Genomic DNA, 24,891 nt, shown 5'->3' with positions numbered 1-24,891 from the left:
CCGGGCCCCGTGCGACGGAACCGCACGGGGCCCGGCCATTTCGCCGTGCGCCTGCCCCTCGCTCGGCACACCGCACTCGGGCACACCGCACTCGGGCACACCGCACTTGGGCACACCGCCGAGTGCCTGCTCATCACCTGCTCATCACGTTGCGCACCCTTGCTCCGAACCCCCGTCGGATCTGCTTGTTCCTGATTGTTCCTGCCGTGGTCTTGTCAGAAATGAGCAGAGCCCCGTACAACTGATCCCGCCGAGGCAACACGTCACCATGCCCTGACCCCGAGATTCCGTGAGGTCGAAGCGTGTCAACTCCCCTCCCCCGGTGGCTCCGTGCCGCCGTCGCCTGCTGTACGACGCTCGCCGCAGCGTCCACCGGAACGCTCCTGGCCCATCCCGCGGCCGCCGCCGCACCCGCCCCGCCGGGCAGCACCGCCCAGTACCCCGACTACGCCCCCACCCCACCCATGGGCTGGAACGACTGGTCCTACTACCAGTGCGGGATCGACGAGAAGACGATCCTCGACAACGCCCACGCCCTGGTCACCACCGGGCTGGCGAAGAAGGGCTACGACACCGTCACCATCGACGACTACTGGATGGCCCAACAGCGCGACGCCAAGGGCGCCCTGGTCGCCAACCCGGAGCTCTTCCCGCACGGAATGGCCTACGTCGGTCGCCAACTCCACCAGCTCGGCCTCAAGTTCGGCATCTACGAGGACGCCGGGACCAGCACCTGCGGCGGCTACCCCGGCTCCCTCGACCACTGGCAGCAGGACGCCGACCTGTTCGCGTCCTGGGAGGTCGACTACGTCAAACTCGACGGCTGCAACGTCCCCACCAAGTCGGGCGAGACCGAGGAACAGAGCTACCGCGACACCTACGCCGCGATGAGCAAGGCCCTGCTCAACACCCACCGCCCGATCGTCTTCTCGATCTCCGCCCCCGCCTACTTCCAGGGCGCGGCGAACTGGGACTCGGTGATCCGCTGGTCCGCCCAACTCGGCAACCTGTGGCGGGAGGGCGCCGACATCGCGCTAGGCCAGGCCCCCGGCCGCGAGAAGTGGGCGTCGATCAAGGGCAACTACGGCTACAACGTCGGACTGCCCGCGCTGCAACGACCGGGCCGCTGGAACGACCCCGACTTCCTGCTCGCCGGCGACTCCGGGCTCAGCCAGGACGAGATCCAGAGCCAGGCCTCGCTGTGGGCGATGATGGCCGCGCCGCTGATCTCCAGCACCGACCTCACCCACCTCTCCCCCGCCGCGCTGGCCGTGCTCGGCAACGAGGACGTCATCGCCGTCGACCAGGACCGGCTCGGTGTCCAGGGCCAGGTCGTCCAGCACGACACCGGCTACGACGTGCTCAGCAAGCCGCTCGCCGGCGGGGACCGCGCGGTCGCGCTCTTCAACTCCTCCGACACCGCGCAGACCATCACCACCACCGCCGCCCGGGCCGGCCTGCCCTCCGCCACCGGCTACGCGCTCCACGACCTGGTGACCAAGCAGGTCACCGGGACGACCGGCGTGATCTCCGCGGACGTGCCCCCGCACGCCACCGTGCTCTACCGGGTCCACCCCGGCGCCACCCGCGGCGCGGCGCCCTCGACCGCCCTCACCTGGCAGGACATCAGCACCGCACAGACCCCCGGGACGTACCGGATCACCCTGGCCGACCACGGCGCGGTCGCGCTGAACGACACCCAGCTGCGGGTCACCGCCCCCGCCGGGTGGACCGTCACCCCGGCCACCACCGCCCTGCCCCGCGTCGAACCCGGCGGAACGGCCTCGGCCACCGTGACGGTGCACGGCCCGCAGGGCACCCCCGGGACCACCGTCACGGCGATCACCGCCACCGCGAGCTACCGGGCCCGGCCGGCCGCCGTCGACACCGTCAGCGGCGACCGGACGATCGTGCAGACCGTGCCCTACCCCTCGCTGGCCGCCGCGTTCGACAACGTCGGCACCACCTCCGAGAGCGCCCCCGCACCCGGCAACTTCGACGGCAACGGCGACAGTTACTCGACCCAGGCGCTGGCCGCCGCCGGCGCCACCCCGGGCGCCACCGTCAGCGCCAACGGCCTCACCTTCACCTGGCCGTCCGCAGCCCCGGGCACCGCCGACAACGTGTCCGCCGCCGGCCAGCAGATCACCCTCACCGGCCAGGGCAAGGCGCTGGGCTTCCTCGGCGCCGAAGCCGGGTTCACCGCCGGCACGGTCACCGTCACCTACACCGACGGCACCACCAGCACCGGCCAACTCGGCTTCCCCAACTGGTGCTGCTCCCCCACCGACGCCTACGGCGCGAAGACCGCCTTCACCATGGACCACCGCAACACGCCCACCGGCCCGGCCAACTACGGCACCACCTACGGCGTCTTCACCAACACCGTCCCGCTGACGCCCGGCCGGACGATCCGCTCCGTCACCCTGCCCGACGCCCCCGCGATCCACGTGTTCGCCCTGACCGTCCAAGCCTGACCCGCCCCACCCTGACCGACCATCCCTGACCGACCATCCCTGACCCGCTGATCCCGGGCCCGCGCATCCCCGCGGGCCCGGGATCAGCAGCAGGCGGCCCGCTCAGCGCCCCGTCAGGCGCGGAAGGCCGCGAGCAGTTTGTCGGTGAGACGGTCGAGGTAGTCGGGGGCGGTCGGGGTGTGGACGACGGCGAGGCGCCAGTAGAGCGGGCCGGCCAGGAGGTCGAGGGCGATCTCGCGGTCCACGTCGGCGGGGAGTTCGCCGCGGGCGACCGCCCGCTCCAGGAGCTGGGCTGCCCTGCTGCGGCGCGCGTCACGGACGTTGGTGAGCAGGGCCTCGGCCAGCTCGGGGGTGCGGCCGGCCTCGGCGAGCAGGTCGGGGATGATCCGCGCGGGCAGCCGCTGGTTGAGCGCGTCGGCAACCTCGGTGACGAAGGCCAGGACGTCGCCGCGCAGGGTTCCGGTGTCGGCCGGTCCGGAGTCGGCCACGGCGAAGGCGGAGACCAGGTCGACGGTCATCTCCAGCTTGGAGGCCCAGCGGCGGTAGATGGCCGCCTTGCCCGCGCCGGCGCGCTTGGCCACCGCCTCCAGGGAGAGCCGGGCGTAGCCGACCGCGGCGAGCTCCTCGAAGAACGCCTCGGCGATGGCCTCGGTCACCGAGTCCTGGAGGACGGGTCCGCCGGGGAGCCGGCGTGCGGGGGCGCGGCCGGGACCGGGGGCGGGGGCACGACCGGGGCCGGGGGCGGGGGTCGACGGCTGGGGCGCGGAGGTGCTGGACATGCCCCGAACCTACACGAGGCGGAACGGTTGCGTCTCGACTGGGTGGGGTCTATCGTCGGCAACGAAGGCGAGACGGAACCGTTCCGTCTCGACAATCGGTCTGGGGTGCACCATGCGTTTCCTGTACGAGGACGAGTCCTTCTCCTTCGAGGCCCTGCGCGCGGCCGGCTTCGCCAACGACGGCGGCGCCGACCTGGGCGAGATCCTGACCACCCTCCGCAAGGTCGGCGAGGGCGACGAGGAGGCCTGGCTGCGCGAGTGGAAGCGCACCGCGCAGCGCGTCCACGCCATCGGCACCGGCGCCCTCGCCGCCGGCCACCGGGTCAGCGCCCGCGAAGCCCTGCTGCGCGCCTCGAACTACTACCGCACCGCCGAGTTCTACCGCCGCGACGACCCCGCCCACGACCCCGAGGTCAAGGCCCTCTCCGCGCTCTCCCGCGAGACCTTCGCCACCGCCGCCGGACTGCTGGACCACCCCGTCGAGGCCGTACGCATCCCCTACCAGGACACCACCCTCCCCGGGTACCTCTTCCTGGTCGACGACTCCGGCCTCCCCCGCCCGACCGTCGTCTTCACCAGCGGCTTCGACTCCACCCTGGAGGAGGCCTACTTCGTCATCGGCGCGGCCGCGCTGCGCCGCGGCTACCACGTGCTGGCCTACGACGGGCCCGGCCAGGGGGCCGTACTGCGCGAGCAGGGACTCACCTTCCGGCCCGACTGGGAGGCCGTGGTCACCCCGGTGGTCGACTACGCCCTCACCCGCCCGGAGATCGCCCCCGAGCGGATCGCCCTGTTCGGCTACAGCCTCGGCGGGTACCTCACCGCCCGCGCCGCCGCCCACGAGCACCGACTGGCCGCCCTCGTCCTGGACGACGGCCTGTACGACTACCACGACGCCCACACCCGGGTCATGCCGCCGTTCCTCCGGGACTGGGTCCAGAGCGGGCGCGACGATCTCGCCGACCCGGTGCTGAGCCTGATGATGCAGGTGAGCACCCAGTTGCGCTGGGCCCTGTGCAACGGTGTGTGGACCTTCGGCGCCGCCTCCGCCTCGGAGTACATCCGCCGGACCGCCGCCTACACCCTCGAAGGCGTCGCCCCGCTCATCGCCTGCCCCACGCTCGTCCTCGACGCCGAGGACGACCAGTTCTTCCGCGGCGAGGCCCAGCGGGTCGCGGCCGCCCTCACCTGCCCGCACACCCTGATCACCCTCCCCGAGTCCGAAGGCGCGGGCGAGCACTGCCACATGGGCGCCATGGCGCGCTTCCAGCAGATCACCTTCGACTGGCTCGACACCACCCTCGCCCGGCCCTTGACCTCAAGTCAGCTTGAGGGTCGAGACTGATCGACATGCCGAACGACACCGCAGCTCCCCGCCAGCACGCCGACACCCTGCCCCACGCCGACACCGTGCCCCTGCCCCTGCCCCTGCCCCTGCCCGCCACCGAACTCGACGCGCTCGCCGGGCGGCTGGCCGCCGGGGCGGCGGTGGTCGGCCTCGGCGAGTCCACCCGCTTCTCCCGGGAGACCTTCGGGGTGCGGGAGCAGCTCTTCCGCCGACTCGTCCGGGACCACGGCTTCCGCGCCCTGGCCGTCCAGGACAGCGCGGGAGTCGGCCAGGCCCTCGACGCCTACGTGCGCGGCGGCGTCGGCTCGGCGGCGGACGCCCTGGCCGGGGCCTGGCGGCCGGGGCGCACCGAGGAGATGGCCGGGGCCCTGAAGTGGATCCGGGACTTCAACAGTGACCACCCGGACGACCCGGTCCGGATCCTCGGCGTGAAGCCGGTCCAGGCCGGGGACGCCGACTACGACGCCGTCCTGGCGTACGTGCGCACGGTGGCGCCGGAGCGGCTCGCGGAACTGGCGGCCCACCTGGAGCCGATCCGTACGGCCCACCGGATCGACGAGCACGTGCAGCGGGCGCGGGGCATCCATCCCGGTCGGCCGTTCGCCGAACACGCCCGCGACGCACGGGCGTTGGTCGAGTCCCTGGCCGGAGCCGACACCGGCGCCAGCACCGGTGCCGGTGACGCCGTCGCCAGGGTGCGGCTGATCGTGGACTTCCACGAGCACAGCGTCGCCGGGCGCGGCAACTACGCGGGCGAGGCCGAACTGTGGGCGGGGACCATCGCCGGTTTCCAGCAGCGCACCGGCCTGCGCACCGTCTACTGGGACGGCATCGCGCACACCGCGGCAACCGAAGCGACGCTCGGCGTCGCAGCCGAGCGCGGCCCGCAGGCCACCGCCGGCAGCCTGCTCCGCAAGCGCTACGGCGCCGGGTACGTCTCCGTGGCGATCGGCTTCCACCACGGCGACCTCGGCGCCGTGGTCGCCCCCGCCCCGGCCGCGGACCTGGTCGACGCGAAGCTCGGCGAGCCCGGCCTGCCCGCCCGCTGGCTGGACCTGCGCCGGGAGGACGTCCGCCGCGAGTGGGACGGCCCGGCCAAGGCCCGGGTGATCAGCGGCATCTACACCCCGGAACGCGACGCCGTCGAGCACCTGGCCGTGGACTCGCTGGCCGAGGCGTTCGACGTGCTCGTGCACGTCCGCCGGACTTCCCCGGTGCACCGGCTGCCGTGAGCGGCCCACGGGCGTGCCCCGCGCCGCCTGCCGCTCCCCATGCCGATCCCCGGGGCGTTCAGCCGAAATCCGGATCCACCGGCGGCCACGGGTAGCCCAGTTGCTCGGCGTGGTGCGAACCGCCCCAGACCTGGGCGGTGGCGCGCGGGTCGGCCGCGGTCAGCCGGGCCTCCAACTGCTCGGCCTGGGCCGACGGGTCGTCGGCGGAGACCGGGAGGGTGATGCCGAACTGGACCCAGGGCAGGTCCGTTTCGTACCGGTCGTGGGGGTGCAGCAGGACGAGGTGGATCAGATCGGGATTCTCCCGGTGGGACCAGACGGCGTCCACCTCGCAGTCCCACCTGAGCAGCCAGACCGGGGGCCGCCGACGACCTGGGGGGACGCCTCCGCCAGGAGGTCCCGACCGTTGACGATCGGCCGGACCTCCAGATGGCGGTCCTCGGGCGGTGGGTGGAGGAGCCTCAGGTCGAGGACATCCGGTTCCTTGGGCATCGGCCAAGGATCGGGGAAGCGGCCGCAGTTGTCATGCGAATTGTCCGGCCTCCGCTCAGGCCACGGAGGCGCGCCCGGGATCGACCGGGTCGATGGACTGCTCGTCGAAACGGACTTCGAGCGCCTCGAGTCCCCTCTCCCGCCGGAAGACCTTCTCCGCCTCGGTGATCGGCAACAGCCACAGGATGCGGGCGTGGGCTCCGCCTTCCCAGGTGCAGACCTCGAAGTCGGGACCGAAGGGGTACGGCAGGCTCACCAGGTAGTGGTCGCAGGCGGATTCGTCGAGCCACGGGCGGCCGATCGGGACGGTGTGTCCGACGTCGAGTCGCTGGTGCACCGGTCCGCAGTGGTAGTACGCGTTGACGGTGATGCTCTCCAGGTTGATCCATTCGTCTCGCGGCGCCGCGAGGAAGAACTCCGTGCCGTGGCCGTCGTGCTGGGTCGCCTCCCAGCACCCCGACGTCACGTACAGCCACCAGTCGCCCGGATACGCGGGATGGACCCGGAACACCCGGAATCCGGGCACGCGGTCCTCGATCGGCCCGTCCACACCGGGGACCTCGTCGATGACGCGACCGGGGAGTGTCCGGCGGAGGTGATCGAGAAGGGCGGTGCGTGCTGCGGTGTTCGGCATCCGCTCATGGTGCCCGAGCCCGCCCGGAGCCGATCGACCGGGGTCGGTGCCGGGCCGGCCGACTGGCCGGCCGGCTGGCTGGCTGGCTGGCTGGCTGGCCGATCTCCACCGGATCCGGTCCTGCTGGAAATCGGATCACCGGCGCTCGCGCAACCGGTCGTGCCGACTGCCACGTCCATCAGCACGATGAGTAAGGTGGGATGCCGATACCGGCCCTGAACAGCGGTAACGCGCAAAGGGGCCGGGCCGGCGGGGGCGGGACGCGGGGAACGGGGGACGTCGGGTGTCGGACGGGACGTGGACTACGGAGGCGGAGGAGTTCGCGCGGCTGCTGAGCGAGCTCAAGACGCGCTCGGGGCTGAGCTACCGGACGCTGGCCAAGCGGCTGCACACCAGCACCTCCACGCTGCACCGCTACTGCAACGGAACGGCACTGCCGCACGAGTTCGCCTCGGTGGAGCGCTTCGCGCGGTTGTGCCGGGCGACCCCCGAGGAAGTCGTGGAGCTGCACCGGAGCTGGATCCTGGCCGACGCGGTCCGGGGGCGCCGGGCCGAGCAGCGGGCGCCGGAGGGCACTGCGGCCGACCAGCCCGCGGTGGCCGACCTGCCCACGGCGGAGGCGAACCTGCCCACGGCGGAGGCTGAGCCGGTGGTCTCGGTGGCGCCGGAGCCGCCCGCCCCGACGCGTCGGCGCCGCCACCCGCTGCTCGTGTCCGCCACGGCCGTCGCCCTGTTGGCCGCCGTACTGGTCGTCGCGCGACCCATGAACTGGGGCGCCGGGGGCGAGGCGAAGGGCGACCAGCAGGCCGCCGGTGCAACGGCAGCAGCGACGGCGGCAACGACAGCGCCGACAGCAGCGACGACGGGGAGCTCGGCCACGACCGGCGCGGCCGGCCCCACTCCGACCGGCACCCCGACCGACAGCGGCCCCGCGCCGCTCACCGTCGACACCCGCCCGTACGTCTACGCCGACCCGTGCAGCCAGCACTTCCTGGTGAACAGCGGGCCCGCCCAGGTCGGCCCGCCCGCCCCCGAGCGCGACGCGACGCGCTGGGCCGCCGCCTACGGCGCGGTGTCCGCCGGCGAGCAGGAGGTCGCCCTCACCGTCCAAGGCACCGGTACGGACACGGTCGTCCTGCTGGGACTGCACGTGCGCGTCACCGCCAAGGGCGCGCCGCTGGCCTGGAACGACTACTCGATGGGCATCGGCTGCGGCGGCGGCGTCGACACCAAGTCCTTCGACATCGACCTCGACCGGGGCAGTCCCGTCGTCACCGTCAAGGGCGGACAGCGCGACTTCCCGTACAAGGTCAGCAGGTCCGACCCGGAGGTCTTCTACGTCACCGCCCACACCAAGGCGCACGACGTCCGCTGGGACCTCACCCTGGACTGGTCCAGCGGCGACCGCCACGGCACCGTCCGCATCGACAACGGCGGTACGCCCTTCCGTACCAGCGCCGACGTCGACCGCCCGGGCTTCGACTACCCGTCGGACCGCGGCGAGTGGATCAAGCGCGGCGGGTGACCTCGTCGGCCGCCCTGCGCGGGCGGCCGTAGCCGTCGGTGCGCCAGGGCGACGGCCGTCCGGCGGGGCGGCATGCCCGGCCGGGTCGCACGCCCAGCGGGGTCGCACGCCCGGCGGGGTCGTACGCCCGGCTATACACACCATGTATAGCTGCTGTGTATAGTCAACGATCATGGCACTAGGACAGATGCTCCTCGGACTGCTGGAAGACCAGCCCCGCCACGGATACGACATCAAGCGGCTCTACGACGACCACTTCGGACGCGATCGCGCCCTGCACTACGGCCAGGTCTACGCCACCCTCTCCCGGCTGTTGAAGAACGGCCTGGTCGTGGTGGAGGGCGTCGAGGCCGGCGGCGGCCCGGACCGCAAGCGGTACGCGATCACCGACGCGGGCGTCACCGACCTCGCCGGCTGGCTCGCCCGCCCGGAGGACCCGCAGCCGTACCTGCAGAGCACGCTCTACCACAAGGTCGTGCTCGCCATCCTGACCGGTCGCTCGGCGACCGAGGTGCTGGACGTCCAGCGGGCCGAACACCTGCGGACGATGCGCGAGCTGACCCGCCGCAAACTCGGCGGCGACCTCACCGACGAACTGATCTGCGACCACGCCCTGTTCCACCTGGAGGCCGACCTGCGCTGGCTGGAGCTGACCGCCGCCCGCCTCGACGACCTCACCACCCGCCTGACGGAGAAGCCGCGTTGACCACCGACCAACCCCTGCTCCAGGCCCGGGACCTGCACAAGTCCTTCGGCCTGACCCCGGCCCTCGACGGCGCCTCCCTGACCGTCGCCGCCGGTGAACTCGTCGCCGTGATGGGCCCGTCCGGCTCGGGGAAGTCCACCTTGCTGCACTGCCTGGCCGGCATCACCCGGCCCGACCGCGGCACCGTCAGCTACCAGGGCCGCGACCTCACCACCCACTCCGACGGCCGGTTGAGCGCGCTGCGGCGCACCGAGTTCGGCTTCCTGTTCCAGTTCGGCCAGCTCGTCCCGGAACTCACCTGCCTGGAGAACGTCGCGCTGCCGCTGCGCCTCAACGGCCTCCGCCGCAGGGCCGCCGAGGCCCGGGCCGCCGAATGGCTGGAGCGGCTGGAGGTCGCGGACCTCGCCGCCAAGCGCCCCGGCGAGGTCTCCGGCGGCCAGGGCCAGCGGGTGGGCGCCGCCCGCGCCCTGATCACCGGTCCCAAGGCGGTGTTCGCCGACGAGCCGACCGGCGCCCTCGACTCCCTCAACGGCGAGCGCGTCATGAAGCTGCTGACCCGCGCCGCCCGGGAGACCGCCGCGGCCGTCGTGCTGGTCACCCACGACATGCGGGTCGCCGCCTACGCCGACCGGGAGATCGTCGTCCGGGACGGCCGCACCCTCGACCCGGCCCCCGCCCGGTGAGCGCCGCCGACGGGCCCGAGGTCCGCTCGCCGTTCCTGGACCAGCTGGGCCTGGGCGTCCGACTGGCCGTCACCAGCGGGCGGGACGGCTGGGGCCGACTGCTGCTCACCGCGCTGGGCGTCGGGCTGGGCGTGGCCCTGCTGCTGTTCACCGCCTCCTTCCCGGGCATCGTGCACCACCGCGACCAGCGGCTGTACATCCAGAACGACACCTTCCACGACGAGGACCTGCCGACCCCCGGGGACCGGACCGTCCTGATCGCGGTCGCCGACACCACCTTCCACGGCACGCCCGTACGCGGCCGGATCGTCCAGCCCGAGGGGGCGCGGGCGGCGCTCCCGCCGGGAGTGGCCGGCTACCCCCGGCCCGGTGAGATGGTCGTCTCCCCGGCGCTGGCCGAGCTGCTCGCGGACCCGGCCAACCAGTTGCTGCGCGACCGCCTCCCCCACCCGGTGGTCGGCACCATCGGGTCGGCCGGCCTGCTCGGGCCCGGCCAGGCCGCCTACGTCCTCGGCGGCGACCACCTCTCGGTCGACACCGGCGCCCTGCGGATCACCGAGTTCGGCCACTTCTCGCCGCCCAAACCGATGGATCCCAAGCTGATCCTGCTCAACGCCGTCGGTCTGACGGTGATGCTGGCCCCGGTCGGCGTCTTCCTCGCCGCCGCCGCGCGCTTCGGCGGCGAACGGCGCGACCGCCGGCTCGCCGCCCTGCGGCTGGGCGGAGCGGACCGCCGGATGACCGCGCGGCTCGCCGCCGGGGAGTCCCTCGTGGGCGCGGTGCTCGGCCTGGTCGCGGGCGCGGCGCTGTTCCTGCTCGGCCGTCAGCTGATCGGCCGGATCCGGCTGGCCGGGTTCAGCTTCTACCCCGAGGACGTCGCGCCGCAGCCCGCGATCGCCGCCGCGATCGCCGTGGTCGTGCCGCTGCTGGGCATCGGCGTCACCCTGCTGGCCATGCGCCGGGCCACCGTCGACCCGCTCGGTACGGTCCGCCGCGCCGGCCCCGCCCGGCGCCGGATCGGCTGGCGGCTGATGCTGCCGCTCGCCGGGCTGGCCGTGACGGTGTTCGCCCTGACCCTGCCCGCGCAGGCCGTGCCAGGCGCCCTCCCGCGCACCGGCGTCCTCGACCCGGTGGGCGACACCCGGGGCTCGATCCTGGTGGCGTCCGGTGTGCTGCTGATGCTGGTCGGTGTCTGCACCCTGCTGCCCTGGCTGGTGGAGGCCGTCACCCGGCGGGTCGGCGGTGGCCCGCTCTCCTGGCAACTCGCCCTCCGCCGCCTCCAGTTGGGCTCCGGTCCGGCCGCCGCGGCGGTCAGCGGCATCGTGGTGGCCGTCGCCGGGGCGATCGCCCTGCAGACCCTCTTCCTCGGCATCGGCGCACGCTACGAGGCCGGAGCCCGGCCACAGGTCGCCGCCGGGCCGTACCGGCAGTCGGTGGACTTCCCCGGCGGCGGGCCCCGGGCGGAGCAGCTCGCCGAGCGCCTGACACACAGCCCCGGGGTGAGGGCCGCCGCCGCCTTCACCGGGTTCTCCCTGGAGAGTGCGACGGCCAAGTCCTGGGAGCTGCCCTCGGTCCGGATCGCCTCCTGCCCCGTACTGCGCGAGCTCGCGACCCTGCCCGACTGCAAGGACGGGGACTCCTTCGCCGTCCAGGGTCCGGCGCGGCGGGGCAGTGAACCGGTCCGGCCCGGCACCGTCGTCCACGCCGCCCACTTCCGCGGCTCGGGCGAGCCGGCCGCCTTCCCGCTGCCCGCCGTGACCGCCACCGTTCCGGCCGTCGAGGGCGCGGACCCCAACCGGCGGATCGGCGCCGGCCTGCTGCTCCTCACCCCAGCGGCCGTCCCCGCCGAAGCGCTGCGCGGGCAGCCCGCGACCGTCCTGGTGTCGCTCGCGGACGGGCTGCCGGACGCCGAGGAGCGGCTGACCACCGCCGTGATGGCGATCGACCCGCAGGCCCGGGCCGAGTTCCCGCTCGACCGGACGCTCGACCCCACCTATCTGGCGGTCAAACGGCTGCTGACGGCCGGCTCGACGATCACCCTGCTGCTGGTGTCGCTCAGCCTGCTGGTCGGCCAGCTGGAGCGCTTCCGGGAGCAGCGCCGCGTCCTCGGCGTGCTGAACGCGGTCGGCACCCGTCGGCGCGTCCTGGGGCTGTCGGTGCTGTGGCAGACGCTGGTCCCGATGGCCCTGGGCCTGGCGCTGGCGGCCGTCGCGGGCCTGCTGATGGGGGCGGTGCTGCAGTACTCGGCGGGCGTCTCGGCGGCGGTGGACTGGGGCGCGATGCTGACCATGTCGGCGATCGCGGCCGCCGCGGTGCTGCTCACCACCGTCCTCGGGCTGCCGCAGCTGCTGCGCCTGATGAGCCCCGGCGCCCTGCGGCACGAGTAGCGGCACGGTGACGTCCGGCCGCGCCCTCCACCCGGGGGGTGCGCCGTGGGACGCCTACGGCTTCCCGGACCTGGGCTTTCAGCCGAGTCGACTCGACTCCGGCGGAGCGCGGTTGAGCAACGGCGGGCGCCGGGCCATCGGCGCCCGCCGACAACTGAGGTGAATCGGCGGAGAATTACGCATGCACATGGGCTGTTCCGAAGCCCCGCCCCGTGCCTACACTGCCGCTGCCCGCCGACCACTTCTCGGCCGCGGGCGACACCGCAGCGCGCGACCCCTGCGGCCGCGCGCCCGCACGGAGGAGGAACCGACCATGGTCAAGCACTACCTCAAGTACGCCTACAGCACCCTCACCGCGGCGATGTTCCTGCACATGGCCTGATCCGGCCGACCCCGGCCAGGGCCGGGTGGTCCACCCTCCGACCCTGGCCCGGGGAGCCCGCTTGTTTGCGACCGCCATGAGCCAACTGCGCTACGGCGCAGCGATTCTGACGAACCGCCGGATCCGCCCCGGCGACCTGGAGCGGCTCGCCCGTGACCTGGTCGACACCATCGCCGAGTTCGGCGAGCCCGGCGAGGACTCGGCGCTGCTGCCCGGCCGGGCCGGGCAGGTCGACCCCCAGCTGCGCCGCGAGGTGACCCGGCGCAGCCTGCGCGCCACCGCCCGCACCGCCGTCCGGCACACCGCCTACTACCGCCGACTGTTCGCCGAACTCGACCTCGATCCGGCGAAGTTGGAGCCGGAGGACTGGTCACGCGTGCCGGTCACCCCCAAGCAGGCGCTGAGAGCGCTGCCCGCCGCCTTCGTCTCCGCCGCCGCCACACCCGCCCTGATGGCGCTCACCACCGGCACCAGCGGCACCCCGACCGCGGTGTGGTTCTCCCGGGCCGAGATCGAGACTGCCATCGCGTTCAGCACCATCTCCGCCGTGCTCGGCCTCGGCCTGCGGCCGCGCCACACCGTCGCCTACGCGGGCTGCTCGCGCGCCACCCTGCCGCTGGTCTACGCCGAGGAGTCGACCACCCGCGCCGGCGCCGGCTTCGTCCAGTTCGGCACCGTCGACCCGGCGTTGGCGCTGGACCGGCTGGCCGCCCCGCTCGGCCTGCCCGGCCGGGCCCCGCAGATCACCCACCTGACCACCTCCGCCTCCTACCTGGCCGCGTTGGTCCAGGAGGCCGAGCAACAGAAGTGGCAGCGCGGCGACTTCGGGCTGGAGTCGGTCAGCGTCGGCGGCGAGGTGCTGTCCGCGCCGCTGCGCCGCCGGGCCGAGGCGGTGTTCGGCGCGGCCGTGGACTCGGCGTACCTGATGACCGAGATCCTGCCCTCGGGCGCGAGCCCCTGCACCGAGGGCCATCTGCACCACACCACCGAGTTCGGGCACCTGGAGGTGCTCGACCCGGTCAGCGGGGAGCCGACCGCCCCGGGCGGGATCGGCATCGTGGTGCACACCCCGTACGTGCCCTACCGCGAGTGCACCCTGCTGCTGCGGTACGCCACCGGGGACCTGGTCCGGCTCCCGGACGAGCCGCCGGACTGCGAACTCGCCCATCTGCCGGCCACCTCCGGGATCCTCGGCCGCTGGTCCGGCCCGCTGAGCACGGCCGTCACCACCCGCGAGGTGCTCGACCTGGTGGAGGCCGAGCCCGAAGTCCCGCTGCCCGCCCGGTACGCGCTCACCGAGGGGCCCGAAGGCCCGGCGGGCCCGGCGCGACTGCACCTGCTGGTCCCCCGGTTGCCCGCGACCGCCCTGCTCGGGCGGCTGGAGGTGCGGGCGGCGGCGGCCGGCCTGCGGCTGTCCGCCATCGTGCCGCACGAGGACCGGGCCACCATGCCGCCGACCGCGCCCGTCCGCGCCGACCTGCGCGAGCACAGCTTCGAGGCACCGGGCGCCACCGACCCCAGGAGGCGTTGAATGAGCGTCAGCCCCCTCACGCTCACCGCGCTGAGCGCCGCCGTAGCCGTCGAGATCGCCGTCGCGGCCCGCTACCTGGCCCGGGTCCGGATGCCCCGGCCACCGGTCGGGGTGTACACCGGGGGCGACGTCGCCGTGCTGTGCGCGGGCGTGGTCGTCGCGCCGCTGCTGTACGCCGCGCTGCCCGGGGCGGCCGTCTCCGCCGTGTTCGGCCTGGTGCTGTGCCTGGCCGTGCAGTTCACCCTCGCCCCGCTGCTCACCGCCGCCGGGCTGCGGGCCACGCCGTGGTCCTGGGGCGCCGCCCTGGCCGGCACCGCCGCGACCGCGCTGGCCGCCCTGACCGGCCACCCGGGCGGCGCCCGGGCGGGCAGCGGCCTGCTGATCGCCGTCGCGGTGGTCGGGGTCGCCAACCTGTGGACGCAGAGCGGGCTGCGGGCCGGGCACACCGCGGCGCTGGCCGCCGCGCTCACCGGGTACGACCTGGCCGCCACCACACTCACCGACACCACGGCGCGCTTCTTCACCCAGGTCCAGGACCGCCCGTTCGCGCCGGTGCTGGCCCTCACCGGCGGGGACCGGCCGGTCGCGGTCGGCCTCGGTGACCTGCTGCTGCTGGTCCTGTTCCCGCTGGTCGCGGCGAAGGCGTACGGCCGGGCGGCGGCCTGGTCCGCCGCGCTCGCGGGCGTCCTGGTGACCAGCGCCGTCAGCACCTGCTTCGCCCTCGGCGTGCTGTCCGGCGGCTTCCCGCTGCTGACCGCGCTGGGGCCGCTGATCGTCGCCCAGCACCTGTACTGGCGGCGGCGTTCGGGCGGCGAGCGCAGCACCGCCCGGTGGCGCGAGGGCCGGCCCGGCCCGGCACCGGCGCCGTCCGGCATCGAACTCGCGGCCGCGCTGGCCGCGCCCGTGCCCGAGGGCACGCCGCCGGGCAGCTGGCTGGCCCTCGGCGCCGGCCGGGTCCTGGGCACCGGCCCGACCCCGGGGCTGGCCCGGCGCGACGCCCGCCGCCAGGGGGCGGACACCACCCCGACCACGGCCCGGATGGTCTGAGCGCCCCGGCCACGGCCGCAGCCGTCCGGCCTCAGCCGAGGGTGGCGTCCAGGACGTCCCGCCAGGCGGCCTGCACCCGTGCCGCGTGGGCCTCGCCCTCACCGGCCAGCAGGTCCAGCAGCAGCCCGCGCAGCACGGCGAGCACCACGGTGGGGTTGGCCCGGGTGCCGTCGAGCACCCGGGCCAGCGGCGGGAGCCATTCGGCCAGCGAGGCGGTGCCGAAGTCCCGCCAGGGTTCGACCTGCCCGAAGGCGCGGACGTACCCCTCGAAGAACAGCCGCAGCGCGCCCCGGCGCGCGGGGTCCGCCAGCCAGGCCCAGAGCCGTTCGAGGGTCTCCCGGGCACTGCCGCCCTCCTCCTCCGAGCGTTCCAGCAGCGCGAGTTGCTCGGCCCGGCCGACCGCCAGCACCGCCCGGACCAGTTCCTCCTTCGATCCGAAGAGGTAGAGCAGCACGCGCGGGCTGGTGCCGATCTCGGCCGCGAGCGGGCGCAGCGAGAGGTCGGACACGTTGTGCTCGGCCACGTAGCGGACGGTCGCGGCGAGCAGGTCCTCGCGGCGCGGCGACGGGCGGCGCATCGACGGGCGGCGCGGCGCGGGGTGGCTGGGTGCGGTGGCTGGGGTGGACACGTGGTCTATCGTTCCACTGAAACGAGTGTTTCAGTGGAAGGGGATGGAGCCATGGCCACCACCGCACCCGGAACCGCAACCGTCCGCGAGGCCGACCGGCCCGGGGACCTGGGCGCCGTCGCGGCCCTGCACGGCGTCCTGTACACCCGCGAGTACGGCATGGACGCCACCATGGAGGCCTATGTCGCCGCCGGCATGGCCGAGTTGGTGCTGGCCAGCGCCGTCGAGGGCTCCGCGGCGCCCGGGCGCCTGTGGGTCGCCGAGCTGGACGGCCGGGTCGTCGGCGCCGTCGGGCTGGTCCGGGCCGAGGAGCGCCCCGGCTGGGGCCAGCTGCGCTGGGTGGTCCTCGACCCGGTGGCCCGCGGCCGGGGCCTGGGCCGCCGGATGCTGGAACTCGCCCTGACCGAGGCCCGCGACCGCCGGTACGACGGCGTCCTGCTCTGGACGATCGCCGGCCTCGACGCCGCCCACCACCTGTACGCGACGGCCGGGTTCGAACTGGCCCTCTCCCGCCCGGCCCGCAAGTTCGGCCTGGACACCGTGGAGCAGCGGATGGAGCTGCGCCTCTGACCGCCCGAACCGGCGCGCGATGCCCGTTCAACTCCGGTCCGCCGAGCGGCCGTTCTGGACGGATGCGCCTGGAACCGGTCTCCCGCTGGACGGTTGTCAGGTCTGGCGGGGCGAGCCGGCGGGCACAGTACTGACATCCGGATACGGGCCCGGCCGCAACTCCCCCACGAGTGCGACCGAGCCCCGACCGGCGACCGGGCCTGGGCGTGACTCCCCCCACGGAGCAGCGGCCGGGCCCGTCGACTGTTCATCCGGCGACACGCAGCGTACATGTCATCTCTACCCAGCGCTACCTCGCCGTCAACCGGGTCGGCCCGACCCGGCGCCTGCGCGCGGTTCCTTACCGACGCGCGGTTCCTTACCGAAGCGTGACACGGCCCCCGGATCGGCCCTCCGCCGGGGTCGAGGGCGGTAGCGTCCCCGGTCATGAGGATTCTGGTCACCGGCGGCGCCGGGTTCATCGGTTCGGCCGTGGTACGTGCCCTCACGGCAGCGGGCCACCAAGTCCGCGTGCTGGACGCACTGTTGCCCGCCGTCCACCCCACCGGGGCGGTGCCCCCGCTGCCGGACGGCGTCGACTTCCGGCACGGGGACGTCCGGGACGCCGAGGCGGTCGAGGCCGCGCTGGCCGGGGTGGACGCGGTCTGCCACCAGGCCGCCATGGTCGGGCTCGGCCTGGACCTCGACGACGCGCCCGCCTACGCGGGCTGCAACGACCTGGGCACCGCCGTCCTGCTCGCCGCCATGGCCCGGGCGGGGGTGCGCAGCCTCGTCCTCGGCGGGTCGATGGTGGTCTACGGCGAGGGCCGCTACCACTGCCCCGAACACGGCGAGGTCTCCCCCGGCCCCCGGCACCCCGGCGAGCTGGACGCCGGACGCTTCGAGCCGCCCTGCCCCGAGTGCGGCGCCGGCCTGCGCCCCGGCCTGGTCGCCGAGGACGCCCCGGCCGACCCGCGCAACGTCTACGCCGCCACCAAGCTCGCCCAGGAACACCTGGCCGGCGCCTGGGCCCGCGCCTGCGGCGGCCGGCTCCTGACGCTGCGCTACCACAACGTGTACGGCCCGGGGATGCCGCGCGACACCCCGTACGCGGGGGTGGCCTCGCTGTTCCGCTCGGCGCTGGCCCGGGGCGAGGCGCCCCGGGTGTTCGAGGACGGCGGGCAGCGCCGGGACTTCGTCCACGTCCGGGACGTCGCGGCGGCCAACCTGGCCGCGCTCACGGCGGTCGGCGACCGGGCCCCGGGCAGCGTGCGGGCGTACAACACGGGCAGCGGCGAGGTCCGGACGGTCGGCGAGATGGCCGGGGCCCTGGCCGCCGCCCACGGCGGGCCGGCGCCGGTGGTGACCGGGCAGTACCGGCTCGGCGACGTCCGGCACATCACCGCGGACTCGGCGCGGCTGCGCGCCGAGCTGGGCTGGCGGGCCCGGGTGGGCTTCGCCGACGGCATGGTGGAGTTCGCGGCGGCGGCGCAGCGCGCCTGAGCGCCTCCGGGCGGGATTCCGGGCGAGCGCGGGCGAGGGGGCCGCCCAGAGTGAGCCGCCCAGGATGACCGCCCGCCCGGCGGCGCTCAGCCCCGGGCGGCCGGCAGGACGATCTCGAAGCAGCAGCCCCCGGCGACGTTGCGGACCCGGGCCTGCCCGGCGTGGGCCTCCACGATGCCCCGGACGATGGCCAGCCCGAGCCCGGCCCCGCCCTGGCCCCGCTCCCGGGCGCCGTCCGGCCCGGCCGGCGGCGGGGTGCGGGCGGCGCTGCCGCGCCAGCCCGTCTCGAACACCCGGGGCAGGTCCGGCTCCGGGATACCGCCGCAGCCGTCGGTGACGGCGAGCACCACCTCGTCCGCCTCCCGACGGGCGGAGACCGCGACCACGCCGTCCTCCGGGGTCGAGCGGATCGCGTTGACCAGCAGGTTGCCCAGCACCCGGGTGATCTCCCCGGAGTCCACCTCGACGGGCTCGGCGGCGACCTGCCCGCCCTCCAGCCGGACCCCGCGCTGCCGGGCCAGCGGATGGGCCCCGGCGAGCGCCTCGTCGACCAGGTCGTACACGGACACCCGGGACACCGACAGGGCCAGCGCGCCCGCCTGGATCCGGGAGAGCTCGAAGAGGTCGTCGACCATCCCGGTGAGCCGTTCGACCTCGGTCCGCATCCGCCGCAGGTACTCCTCGGGGTGCTCGGCGACGCCGTCCTCCAGGGCCTCCGCCATGGCGCGCAGGCCCGCCAGCGGGGTACGCAGGTCGTGCGAGATCCAGGCGATCAGCTCCCGCCGGGAGGTGTCCAGGGCCTGCGAGCGCGCCCTGGACTCGGCCAGCCTGGCACTGGTGGCCGCCAACTCGGCGCCGAGCTGGGCCAGTTCCAGGCCGAGCGGGCGCTCGGGCGCGGCGAACCCGACATCGCTGCCGACCGTCCGGGCGGCCACGGTCAACGCCCGGCTCCCGGCCACCACCTGACGGCCGAGCAGCGCGGCGGTGGCCAGCGAGACCACGGCGGCCATCGCCAGCACCGTGATCACCACCCCGAGGTCGTGCCGGGACAGGAACATCGCCTGGGCCACCGCGAAGGTCCCGGAGGTGACCGCGAGCACGGTCACGGCGGCGACGCTGAACAGCGACAGCGCGAGCGAGCGGCGGCGCAGCAGCCGGACGGCCGCCCAGCCGAGCAGGCCCGCCCCGCCCGCGCCGAGCGCGGCGAACAGCGCGATCAGCAGCAGGTCCTTCACGCCGGGCCGCCCTTCCCGCCGGTGGGCGCGCCCTCGGCCGGTGCCGGGTCGTAGCGGTAGCCGACGCCCCACACCGTGGAGACCAGCCTCGGCGCGGCCGGGTCGTCCTCGATCTTCTCGCGCACCCGGCGCACATGGACGGTCACCGTGGAGAGGTCGCCGAAGTCCCAGCCCCACACCCGCTCCATCAGCTCCTGCCGGGAGAACACCGTGTGCGGGTGTCGGAGCAGGAACGCCAGCAGGTCGAACTCCCGCAGGGTCAGGGCCAGTTCGCGTCCGCCCCGGTACGCCCGGCGGGCCTGCGGGTCGAGCGCGATGTCGCCCGAGACCAGCCGCCCGCCGCCCGGCCCGGCCGGCCCGGCCGACGCCCCCGCCGCCCCCGCCGCGCCCGCGCGGGAGCGGCGCAGCACCGACTGGACCCGCAGCACCAGTTCGCGCGGGCTGAACGGCTTGGTGACGTAGTCGTCCGCGCCGAGTTCGAGCCCGAGGATCCGGTCGGTCTCGTCGCCCTTGGCGGTGAGCAGCACGACCGGCAGTTCGGCGCCGTCCGGGTCGGTGCGCAGCCGGCGGAGGATCTCCAGGCCGTCGATGCCCGGCAGCATGAGGTCCAGGACCACCAGGTCCGGCCGGGGGGCGGTGCGGGCCAGGGCGAGGCCCTGGGGGCCGTCGGCTGCGCGGTCGACGTGGTGGCCCGCGCGGGTCAGGTAGCCGGCGACGACCTCGGCCACCGTGGGGTCGTCGTCGACCACCAGGATGCGGCCGGGCCGGGCCGGGCCGGCGGCGGGCGCCGGACCAACGGCGGGCTCCGGGTCGGCGGCGGGCGCCGGTGCGGCGGCGGTGGGGCTCTCGTTCACCTCGCCGAGGATACGAGCCGACGGCGGCCACCGGCGGCCACCCGGACGACACGTCCGAGTTCCGTAAGATCCCCCGCCCGGCGCGGCGGCGCCCCGGCCGTCCCCCGAACGGGGCGCACCGCCCCGACGTCGTACTTCCGTAAGGGCGCGGCTCGGCTCCGACGGCGCCGGGCGCGGTTAGCGTGACCGGCGTGACTCCTCCCCTCCCCCTTGCCCCGGTCGTCGACGTCGTGCTGCCCTGTCTGGACGAGGCCGCCGCCCTGCCCTGGGTGCTCGGACGCATCCCGGCCGGCTGGCGGGCCGTCGTGGTGGACAACGGTTCGCGCGACGGTTCCGCCGACCTGGCCCGCTCCCTCGGCGCGACCGTGGTCGAGGAGCCCCGGCGCGGCTTCGGCGCCGCCTGCCACGCCGGGCTGCGCGCCGCCACCGCCGAGTTGGTCTGCTTCATGGACTGCGACGGCTCGCTCGACCCCGCCCAACTCCCCCGGGTCACCGGACCGGTGCTGGCCGGCACGGCCGACCTGGTCCTCGGCCGCCGCCGACCGGCCACCGCCGGCGCCTGGCCGGTGCACGCCCGGCTCGCCAACGCCGTGCTGGCCCGGCGGCTGCGGGCGCGGACCGGCGCCCCGCTGCACGACCTCGGCCCGATGCGGGCAGCCCGCCGCGAGCGGCTGCTGGCCCTCGGGCTCGGCGACCGGCGCTCCGGCTACCCGCTGGAGATGGTCCTCGCGGCCTCGGCCGCCGGGCTGCGGATCGCCGAGACCCCGGTCGACTACCTGCCGCGCGCGGGCCGCTCCAAGGTGACCGGCACCCTGCGCGGCACCCGGCAGGCCGTCCGCGACATGCGCGCGGTCCTGGCCGCGCCGCCGCCGACCCTGCTGGTGATCGCCAAGGCGCCGGTGCCCGGCCGGGTGAAGACCCGGCTCACCCCGCCCTGCACCCCCGCGCAGGCCGCGGCGCTGGCCGAGGCGGCCCTGACCGACACCCTGGACGCCCTGACCGCGATGCCCGCCGGCCGGCGGCTGCTGGTCCTGGACGGCGAGCCGGGCGGCTGGCTGCCGCCGGGCTGGGAGGTCGTCCCCCAGTGCACCGGCGGCCTGGACCGCCGGCTGGCCGCCGCCTTCGCCCACGCCGCCCGGCTGGCCCCGGACGCCCCGGCGCTGCTGGTCGGCATGGACACCCCGCAGCTGGACCCGGCCGCACTGGCCGAGCCGCTGTCCGCCGCCCGGCGGCCGGGCGTGGACGCCTGGTTCGGCCCGGCGGCCGACGGCGGGTTCTGGGCGCTGGGCCTGGCCCGGCCGAGCGAGCGGCTGGCGGCCCGGCTGCTGCACGGCGTGCCGATGTCCACCCCCGGCACCGGCGCGGCTCTGCTGCACCGCCTGGCGCAGGCCCGCCTGACCGTCCACCGGCTGCCCGGGCTGACCGACGTGGACACCGTCGAGGACGCCCGGCTGGTCGCCGCGCAGGCCCCGCGCAGCCGCTTCGCCGCCCGGCTGCGCGCCCTCGACTCCGTTCCGGAGGTGGCGGGTTGAGCCTCGCCGCGCCCTGGGTGGACGACCCCTTCGCCGAGGCCGTCCGCACCGGTTTCGGCCCGCTCTGGCTGCGCCGCGAGGACGGCCGGCGGCTGCACCTGGACATCGAGCGCTGGTGCGCCCCGGCGGCCGGCGCCGACCACAGCCTGCTGCGGCGCTGTGCCCGGCTCGCCGCGCCCGTCCTGGACCTCGGCTGCGGCCCCGGCCGCCTGGTCGCGGAGCTGCTCGCCCTCGGGGTGCCCGCGCTCGGTGTGGACGTGACCAGGGCGGCGGTGGCCCGCACGGTGGGCCTCGGCGGCGCGGCGCTCTGCCGCTCGGTGTTCGACCGGCTGCCCGCCGAGGGCCGCTGGGGCGCCGCCCTGCTCGCCGACGGCAACCTGGGCATCGGCGGCGACCCGGACGCACTGCTCCGCCGGAGCGCCGAACTCCTCGCCCCGGACGGGCTGTTGCTGGTGGAGGTGGAGCCGGAGGAGGTGGACGAGCGGGCCGTGGTCCGGGTGGAGGGGCCGGACGGGCAGCTCGGCCCGGCCTTCCCCTGGGCCCGGCTCGGCACGGCCGCCACCCTGCGGCGCTCCCGGGCCGCGGGCCTGACGGAGGCGGAGCGCTGGACCTCGCACGGCCGCCGCTTCCTCGCCCTGCGCAAGAGCTGAGCCGCCCGGGCAAGGGGCGGCCGGCCCTCGGGCCCGTCCGGAGGATGCGTCACACTGGTGCGCACCGCGGGCGTACCGGGCGGCTGGGCGGCTGGGCACAGGAGGGGGCAGCGGTGGGCAGCGACATCGTCGGGAAGCTGGCGGCGGCACTCGGGTGCGGTGGCACGGCGGTCGCACGGGTCGACCGCGACCACCACCGGCTCACCGTCCCGGTCGGGCCCGGGGACCAACTCACCGTCGACGTCCTCGGCGACCCGCGCACGGCGGACCGGGTCGTCCACCTGCTACCGGGCGGCGGCCTCAACGTCGCCGCCAACTACTGCACCGCCCAGGGCCGCAGCCTGGCCCGCTTCCTCGCCGACCACGGCTGCCTGGTGCTCGGCACCACCCCGCGCGAGGACGCGCTGACCCCCGACCGGATCGGCCCGCGGTGCGCCGACTGGGGCCTGGACGGGCAGCGGGCGGACCTCGAGCGGGTCGTCGTCGCCGCCGGCTCCGTCACCGGCCTGCCGTACGAGCTGCTCGGCCACTCGGCCGGGGCCGCGCTCGCCCTGGCCACCGCCGCCCGGATCGGCGGCGAGGGCCCGCGGCGGGTGCTGGTGCTCGACACCACCGGCCCGTACGACCCGCAGCGGGATCCGGAACTGCTGTCCCGCGCCGAGGAGTTGCACGACCTGCTCGAACAGCGGCTGGCGGCGGGCGAATGGACCGTCGACCCCGGGCTCAAGGGCCTGTTCGCCCGCGCGGCCACCGCCCCGGACGCCCCGAGCGGACTTTCCCGGCCGGTGGACGGCGCGGCGCCGTTCAGCAACCTCGGGCTGCTGCACTACGCGCTGATCCGCACCCGGGACCTGCCCGGCCCGACCAACTGGATCCACCACCGCGGCCACAGCACCGGCAGCTACACCTTCGGCGCGGCCCCCGCCGAGGACCGCTTCACCCTGGCCCACTCCCCGCTCCCGGTCTGGCAGCAGGCGGTCGCCCGGCTCGGCAGTGGACTCCAGCCGACCGCGCTGCTGCGCGACCTGGCGGCGCTCTGGGCCGGCCGGGCCGGCCCCGACCTGCTCGACCGGGCGGCGATCCGGGCCGAAGTGGTCTGGCTGAACGCCGAGTTCGGCCGCGGGGACCACGACCTCGGCGCCCGGCTGATCGCCCGGAGCGGCGCCAAGGTCGACTACCGGGTGGTGCCGGATTACGGCCACGGGGACATGGTCTGGTCGGCCACGGCCGAACGCGACGTCTGGGGGCTGCTGCTGCCCCTGCCGCGACCGGGGCGGCCTGCGGCGGGGCGGTGAGGTGAGGTGAGGTGGGCTGAGGTGAGGTGGGCTACTCCCACGGGTCCCCGGCAGCGGTCCGCACCGGCTCCGACGGGGCGGGCCGCCACTGCGGGTGCTCACGCTCGGCCCAGGCGCGCTCGACCAGGCCGGTGCGCATCCCGAGGCGTGCTTCGCGGTCCCGCCAGGCCATCCGGACGTGCCCGGCGATCACCACGGCGATGGCGGCGGCCAGCCAGTCGTGCACGAAGGTGGCGCCGACGCGCCAGGCCGGCGGGGCGAGGTGGGTGAGCCACATCAGCAGGCCGGTGCCGACGATCACCAGCATCGAGCCGAGCGTCCACTGGGCGTACAGCTTCTGCCCGGCGTTGAACTTGCCCGCCGGGCGGTGTCCGGCCCGGGCCCGGAGGGCGCGCAGCCACTGCCGGTCCGCCGGGGTGAAGCGGCTCAGCCGGGAGAAGTCGGCGCGCAGCGCCCGGGAGGCGAGCCCGAGCAGCAGCGGCACCGGCAGGGCCAGGCCGCACCAGACGTGCACGGTGACCACCAGCGGCCGGTTGCCGACCAGCACGGCCAGCGGCCCCAGGTAGAGGCAGGCGGCCGTGGCCAGGCAGACGCCCATCAGCGCGGCGGTGGTGCGGTGCACCCAGCGCTCGGCCCGGGTGAAGCGCAGGACCAGTTCAGCTCGTCGGTGCATCGTCCCGCCCGTTCGACCGGCCGACCCAGGCGTCGACGTCATATCCGTTGCCCTCCCAGTACCCCGGCTGGACGGAGTCCGTGACGGTGATCCCGGAGAGCCATTTCGCGGACTTGTAGAAGTACATCGGCGCGACGTACAGCCGCACCGGCCCGCCGTGGTCGTGGCTGATCGGCTTGTCCTGGAGGCGCAGCGCGACCAGCACGTCGTCGCGCCGGGCCTGTTCGAGGGTGAGGCTCTCGCTGTACGCGCCGTCGAAGCAGTCGAAGCGCACCGCCTTCGCGCCCGGCCGCACCCCGGCGGCGTCCAGCAGGTGGGCCAGCGGCACGCCCTCGAACGGGGTGTCCGGCACCCGCCAGCCGGTGACGCACTGGACGTCCTTGACCAGCCGCCGCTGCGGCATGGCCTGGAGGTCGGCGAGCCGGTGGGTGGCGGGGCGCTCGACCAGGCCGCCCACGGTGAGGGTGTAGTCGGCGGCGGTCCGCTCGGGGACGGAGGTCACCACCGAGTAGTAGCGGAAGCCGTTGTTGCCGGGCAGCAGCCCGGACAGGCCGCTCGGGTCGCGCTCCGCCAGCCCGGACTCCACCCGCTGGAGGAACGGCCCGGCGGCCACGCCGAGTGCGCCGAGGCCGAGCAGGCCGAGCACCACCCGGCGCCCGACCGGGGTGCCCCGGCCGTCTTCGTCTGTACTGTCCACGGGAGGATTCGACCAGGTCGGACCGGTCCGGGGCCAGTGGCGGGGGCGTCCC

The 24,891-nt window shown here is 75.3% G+C and carries 23 protein-coding genes and 1 pseudogene; 16 read left to right on the top strand and 8 right to left on the bottom strand.

Going from position 1 to position 24,891, the window contains the following annotated elements:
- Positions 1-302 precede the first annotated feature (302 nt).
- A complete protein-coding gene (locus tag AB0F71_RS19785) occupies positions 303-2,477 on the top strand; it encodes an NEW3 domain-containing protein (protein WP_360235787.1) in 2,175 nt (724 codons plus the stop codon).
- A gap of 113 nt (positions 2,478-2,590) precedes the next feature.
- Here the strand turns inward: AB0F71_RS19785 and AB0F71_RS19780 are convergent, their stop codons facing one another.
- The gene (locus AB0F71_RS19780; RefSeq protein WP_360235784.1) at positions 2,591-3,256 is read right to left on the bottom strand and encodes a TetR-like C-terminal domain-containing protein; all 666 of its coding nucleotides are present in this window, start codon (positions 3,254-3,256) and stop codon (positions 2,591-2,593) included.
- Between the two features lie 112 nt (positions 3,257-3,368).
- Here AB0F71_RS19780 and AB0F71_RS19775 point away from each other — a divergent pair, with 112 nt between their 5' ends.
- Together AB0F71_RS19775 and AB0F71_RS19770 are read left to right on the top strand one after the other, a co-directional pair.
- Positions 3,369-4,601 carry an alpha/beta fold hydrolase gene (locus tag AB0F71_RS19775; protein WP_360235781.1) on the top strand — a complete coding sequence of 411 codons (1,233 nt, stop codon included), beginning with the start codon at positions 3,369-3,371 and terminating at the stop codon, positions 4,599-4,601.
- A gap of 5 nt (positions 4,602-4,606) precedes the next feature.
- Positions 4,607-5,836, top strand: a complete 1,230-nt coding sequence (locus AB0F71_RS19770) for an erythromycin esterase family protein (protein WP_360235778.1) — start codon at positions 4,607-4,609, stop codon at positions 5,834-5,836.
- Positions 5,837-5,894: 58 nt separating this feature from the next.
- On the opposite strand, the gene AB0F71_RS19765 is transcribed toward AB0F71_RS19770, so the two are convergent.
- Together AB0F71_RS19765 and AB0F71_RS19760 are read right to left on the bottom strand one after the other, a co-directional pair.
- Positions 5,895-6,164, bottom strand: a complete 270-nt coding sequence (locus AB0F71_RS19765) for a hypothetical protein (protein WP_360235775.1) — start codon at positions 6,162-6,164, stop codon at positions 5,895-5,897.
- Between the two features lie 219 nt (positions 6,165-6,383).
- The gene (locus AB0F71_RS19760) at positions 6,384-6,962 is read right to left on the bottom strand and encodes a suppressor of fused domain protein (RefSeq protein WP_360235772.1); all 579 of its coding nucleotides are present in this window, start codon (positions 6,960-6,962) and stop codon (positions 6,384-6,386) included.
- 283 nt (positions 6,963-7,245) lie between these two features.
- Here AB0F71_RS19760 and AB0F71_RS19755 point away from each other — a divergent pair, with 283 nt between their 5' ends.
- From AB0F71_RS19755 to AB0F71_RS19725, 7 genes are all read left to right on the top strand, one after another.
- On the top strand, positions 7,246-8,487 hold the full coding sequence (locus tag AB0F71_RS19755) for a helix-turn-helix transcriptional regulator (RefSeq protein WP_360235769.1): 1,242 nt from the start codon (positions 7,246-7,248) through the stop codon (positions 8,485-8,487).
- Positions 8,488-8,659: 172 nt separating this feature from the next.
- Positions 8,660-9,193: a PadR family transcriptional regulator gene (locus AB0F71_RS19750; RefSeq protein ID WP_360235766.1), complete on the top strand. Its 534-nt coding sequence runs from the start codon at positions 8,660-8,662 to the stop codon at positions 9,191-9,193.
- The gene (locus AB0F71_RS19745) at positions 9,190-9,876 is read left to right on the top strand and encodes an ABC transporter ATP-binding protein (RefSeq protein ID WP_360235763.1); all 687 of its coding nucleotides are present in this window, start codon (positions 9,190-9,192) and stop codon (positions 9,874-9,876) included. Before AB0F71_RS19750 ends, AB0F71_RS19745 begins: the two co-directional genes overlap by 4 nt.
- Positions 9,873-12,263 carry an FtsX-like permease family protein gene (locus AB0F71_RS19740; RefSeq protein ID WP_360235760.1) on the top strand — a complete coding sequence of 797 codons (2,391 nt, stop codon included), beginning with the start codon at positions 9,873-9,875 and terminating at the stop codon, positions 12,261-12,263. The genes AB0F71_RS19745 and AB0F71_RS19740 overlap by 4 nt, the downstream gene beginning before the upstream one ends.
- A gap of 187 nt (positions 12,264-12,450) precedes the next feature.
- Positions 12,451-12,645 carry a hypothetical protein gene (locus tag AB0F71_RS19735; RefSeq protein ID WP_360235757.1) on the top strand — a complete coding sequence of 65 codons (195 nt, stop codon included), beginning with the start codon at positions 12,451-12,453 and terminating at the stop codon, positions 12,643-12,645.
- 61 nt (positions 12,646-12,706) lie between these two features.
- Positions 12,707-14,176: a phenylacetate--CoA ligase family protein gene (locus AB0F71_RS19730; RefSeq protein WP_360235754.1), complete on the top strand. Its 1,470-nt coding sequence runs from the start codon at positions 12,707-12,709 to the stop codon at positions 14,174-14,176.
- Positions 14,177-15,223: a hypothetical protein gene (locus tag AB0F71_RS19725; RefSeq protein ID WP_360235751.1), complete on the top strand. Its 1,047-nt coding sequence runs from the start codon at positions 14,177-14,179 to the stop codon at positions 15,221-15,223.
- A 31-nt stretch (positions 15,224-15,254) separates the two neighbouring features.
- Here the strand turns inward: AB0F71_RS19725 and AB0F71_RS19720 are convergent, their stop codons facing one another.
- Complete coding sequence (locus tag AB0F71_RS19720) at positions 15,255-15,851, bottom strand: TetR/AcrR family transcriptional regulator (RefSeq protein WP_360235748.1); 597 nt, start codon at positions 15,849-15,851, stop codon at positions 15,255-15,257.
- A gap of 51 nt (positions 15,852-15,902) precedes the next feature.
- On the opposite strand from AB0F71_RS19720, the gene AB0F71_RS19715 reads away from it, so the two are divergent.
- Positions 15,903-16,421, top strand: coding sequence for a GNAT family N-acetyltransferase (locus AB0F71_RS19715; protein ID WP_360235745.1), 519 nt, complete (start codon positions 15,903-15,905; stop codon positions 16,419-16,421).
- Between the two features lie 426 nt (positions 16,422-16,847).
- Positions 16,848-17,903, top strand: coding sequence for an NAD-dependent epimerase/dehydratase family protein (locus AB0F71_RS19710; RefSeq protein WP_360235742.1), 1,056 nt, complete (start codon positions 16,848-16,850; stop codon positions 17,901-17,903).
- A gap of 86 nt (positions 17,904-17,989) precedes the next feature.
- Here the strand turns inward: AB0F71_RS19710 and AB0F71_RS19705 are convergent, their stop codons facing one another.
- Together AB0F71_RS19705 and AB0F71_RS19700 are read right to left on the bottom strand one after the other, a co-directional pair.
- Positions 17,990-19,138, bottom strand: coding sequence for a HAMP domain-containing sensor histidine kinase (locus AB0F71_RS19705; protein WP_360235739.1), 1,149 nt, complete (start codon positions 19,136-19,138; stop codon positions 17,990-17,992).
- The gene (locus tag AB0F71_RS19700) at positions 19,135-19,893 is read right to left on the bottom strand and encodes a response regulator transcription factor (RefSeq protein ID WP_360236008.1); all 759 of its coding nucleotides are present in this window, start codon (positions 19,891-19,893) and stop codon (positions 19,135-19,137) included. The genes AB0F71_RS19705 and AB0F71_RS19700 overlap by 4 nt, the downstream gene beginning before the upstream one ends.
- Before the next feature lie 290 nt (positions 19,894-20,183).
- On the opposite strand from AB0F71_RS19700, the pseudogene AB0F71_RS19695 reads away from it, so the two are divergent.
- The 4 genes and pseudogenes from AB0F71_RS19695 to AB0F71_RS19680 all read left to right on the top strand — a co-directional run.
- Positions 20,184-20,861: pseudogene (locus AB0F71_RS19695) on the top strand (glycosyltransferase family 2 protein); the annotation flags it as partial.
- On the top strand, positions 20,835-21,524 hold the full coding sequence (locus AB0F71_RS19690) for a DUF2064 domain-containing protein (RefSeq protein WP_360236005.1): 690 nt from the start codon (positions 20,835-20,837) through the stop codon (positions 21,522-21,524). The pseudogene AB0F71_RS19695 and the gene AB0F71_RS19690, both read left to right, overlap by 27 nt.
- Positions 21,521-22,174: a class I SAM-dependent methyltransferase gene (locus AB0F71_RS19685; protein WP_360235735.1), complete on the top strand. Its 654-nt coding sequence runs from the start codon at positions 21,521-21,523 to the stop codon at positions 22,172-22,174. Before AB0F71_RS19690 ends, AB0F71_RS19685 begins: the two co-directional genes overlap by 4 nt.
- A 113-nt stretch (positions 22,175-22,287) precedes the next feature.
- The gene (locus tag AB0F71_RS19680; RefSeq protein WP_360235732.1) at positions 22,288-23,469 is read left to right on the top strand and encodes a thioesterase domain-containing protein; all 1,182 of its coding nucleotides are present in this window, start codon (positions 22,288-22,290) and stop codon (positions 23,467-23,469) included.
- A 31-nt stretch (positions 23,470-23,500) separates the two neighbouring features.
- Here AB0F71_RS19680 and AB0F71_RS19675 read toward each other — a convergent pair whose 3' ends face one another.
- A complete protein-coding gene (locus tag AB0F71_RS19675) occupies positions 23,501-24,142 on the bottom strand; it encodes a cytochrome b/b6 domain-containing protein (RefSeq protein ID WP_360235729.1) in 642 nt (213 codons plus the stop codon).
- Positions 24,126-24,839 carry a molybdopterin-dependent oxidoreductase gene (locus AB0F71_RS19670; protein ID WP_360235726.1) on the bottom strand — a complete coding sequence of 238 codons (714 nt, stop codon included), beginning with the start codon at positions 24,837-24,839 and terminating at the stop codon, positions 24,126-24,128. The genes AB0F71_RS19675 and AB0F71_RS19670 overlap by 17 nt, the downstream gene beginning before the upstream one ends.
- Positions 24,840-24,891 lie beyond the last annotated feature (52 nt).

Source organism: Kitasatospora sp. NPDC028055, assembly GCF_040637885.1.
Taxonomy (GTDB): Bacteria; Actinomycetota; Actinomycetes; order Streptomycetales; family Streptomycetaceae; genus Kitasatospora.
This window is presented reverse-complemented; position numbering and strand designations above follow the sequence as displayed.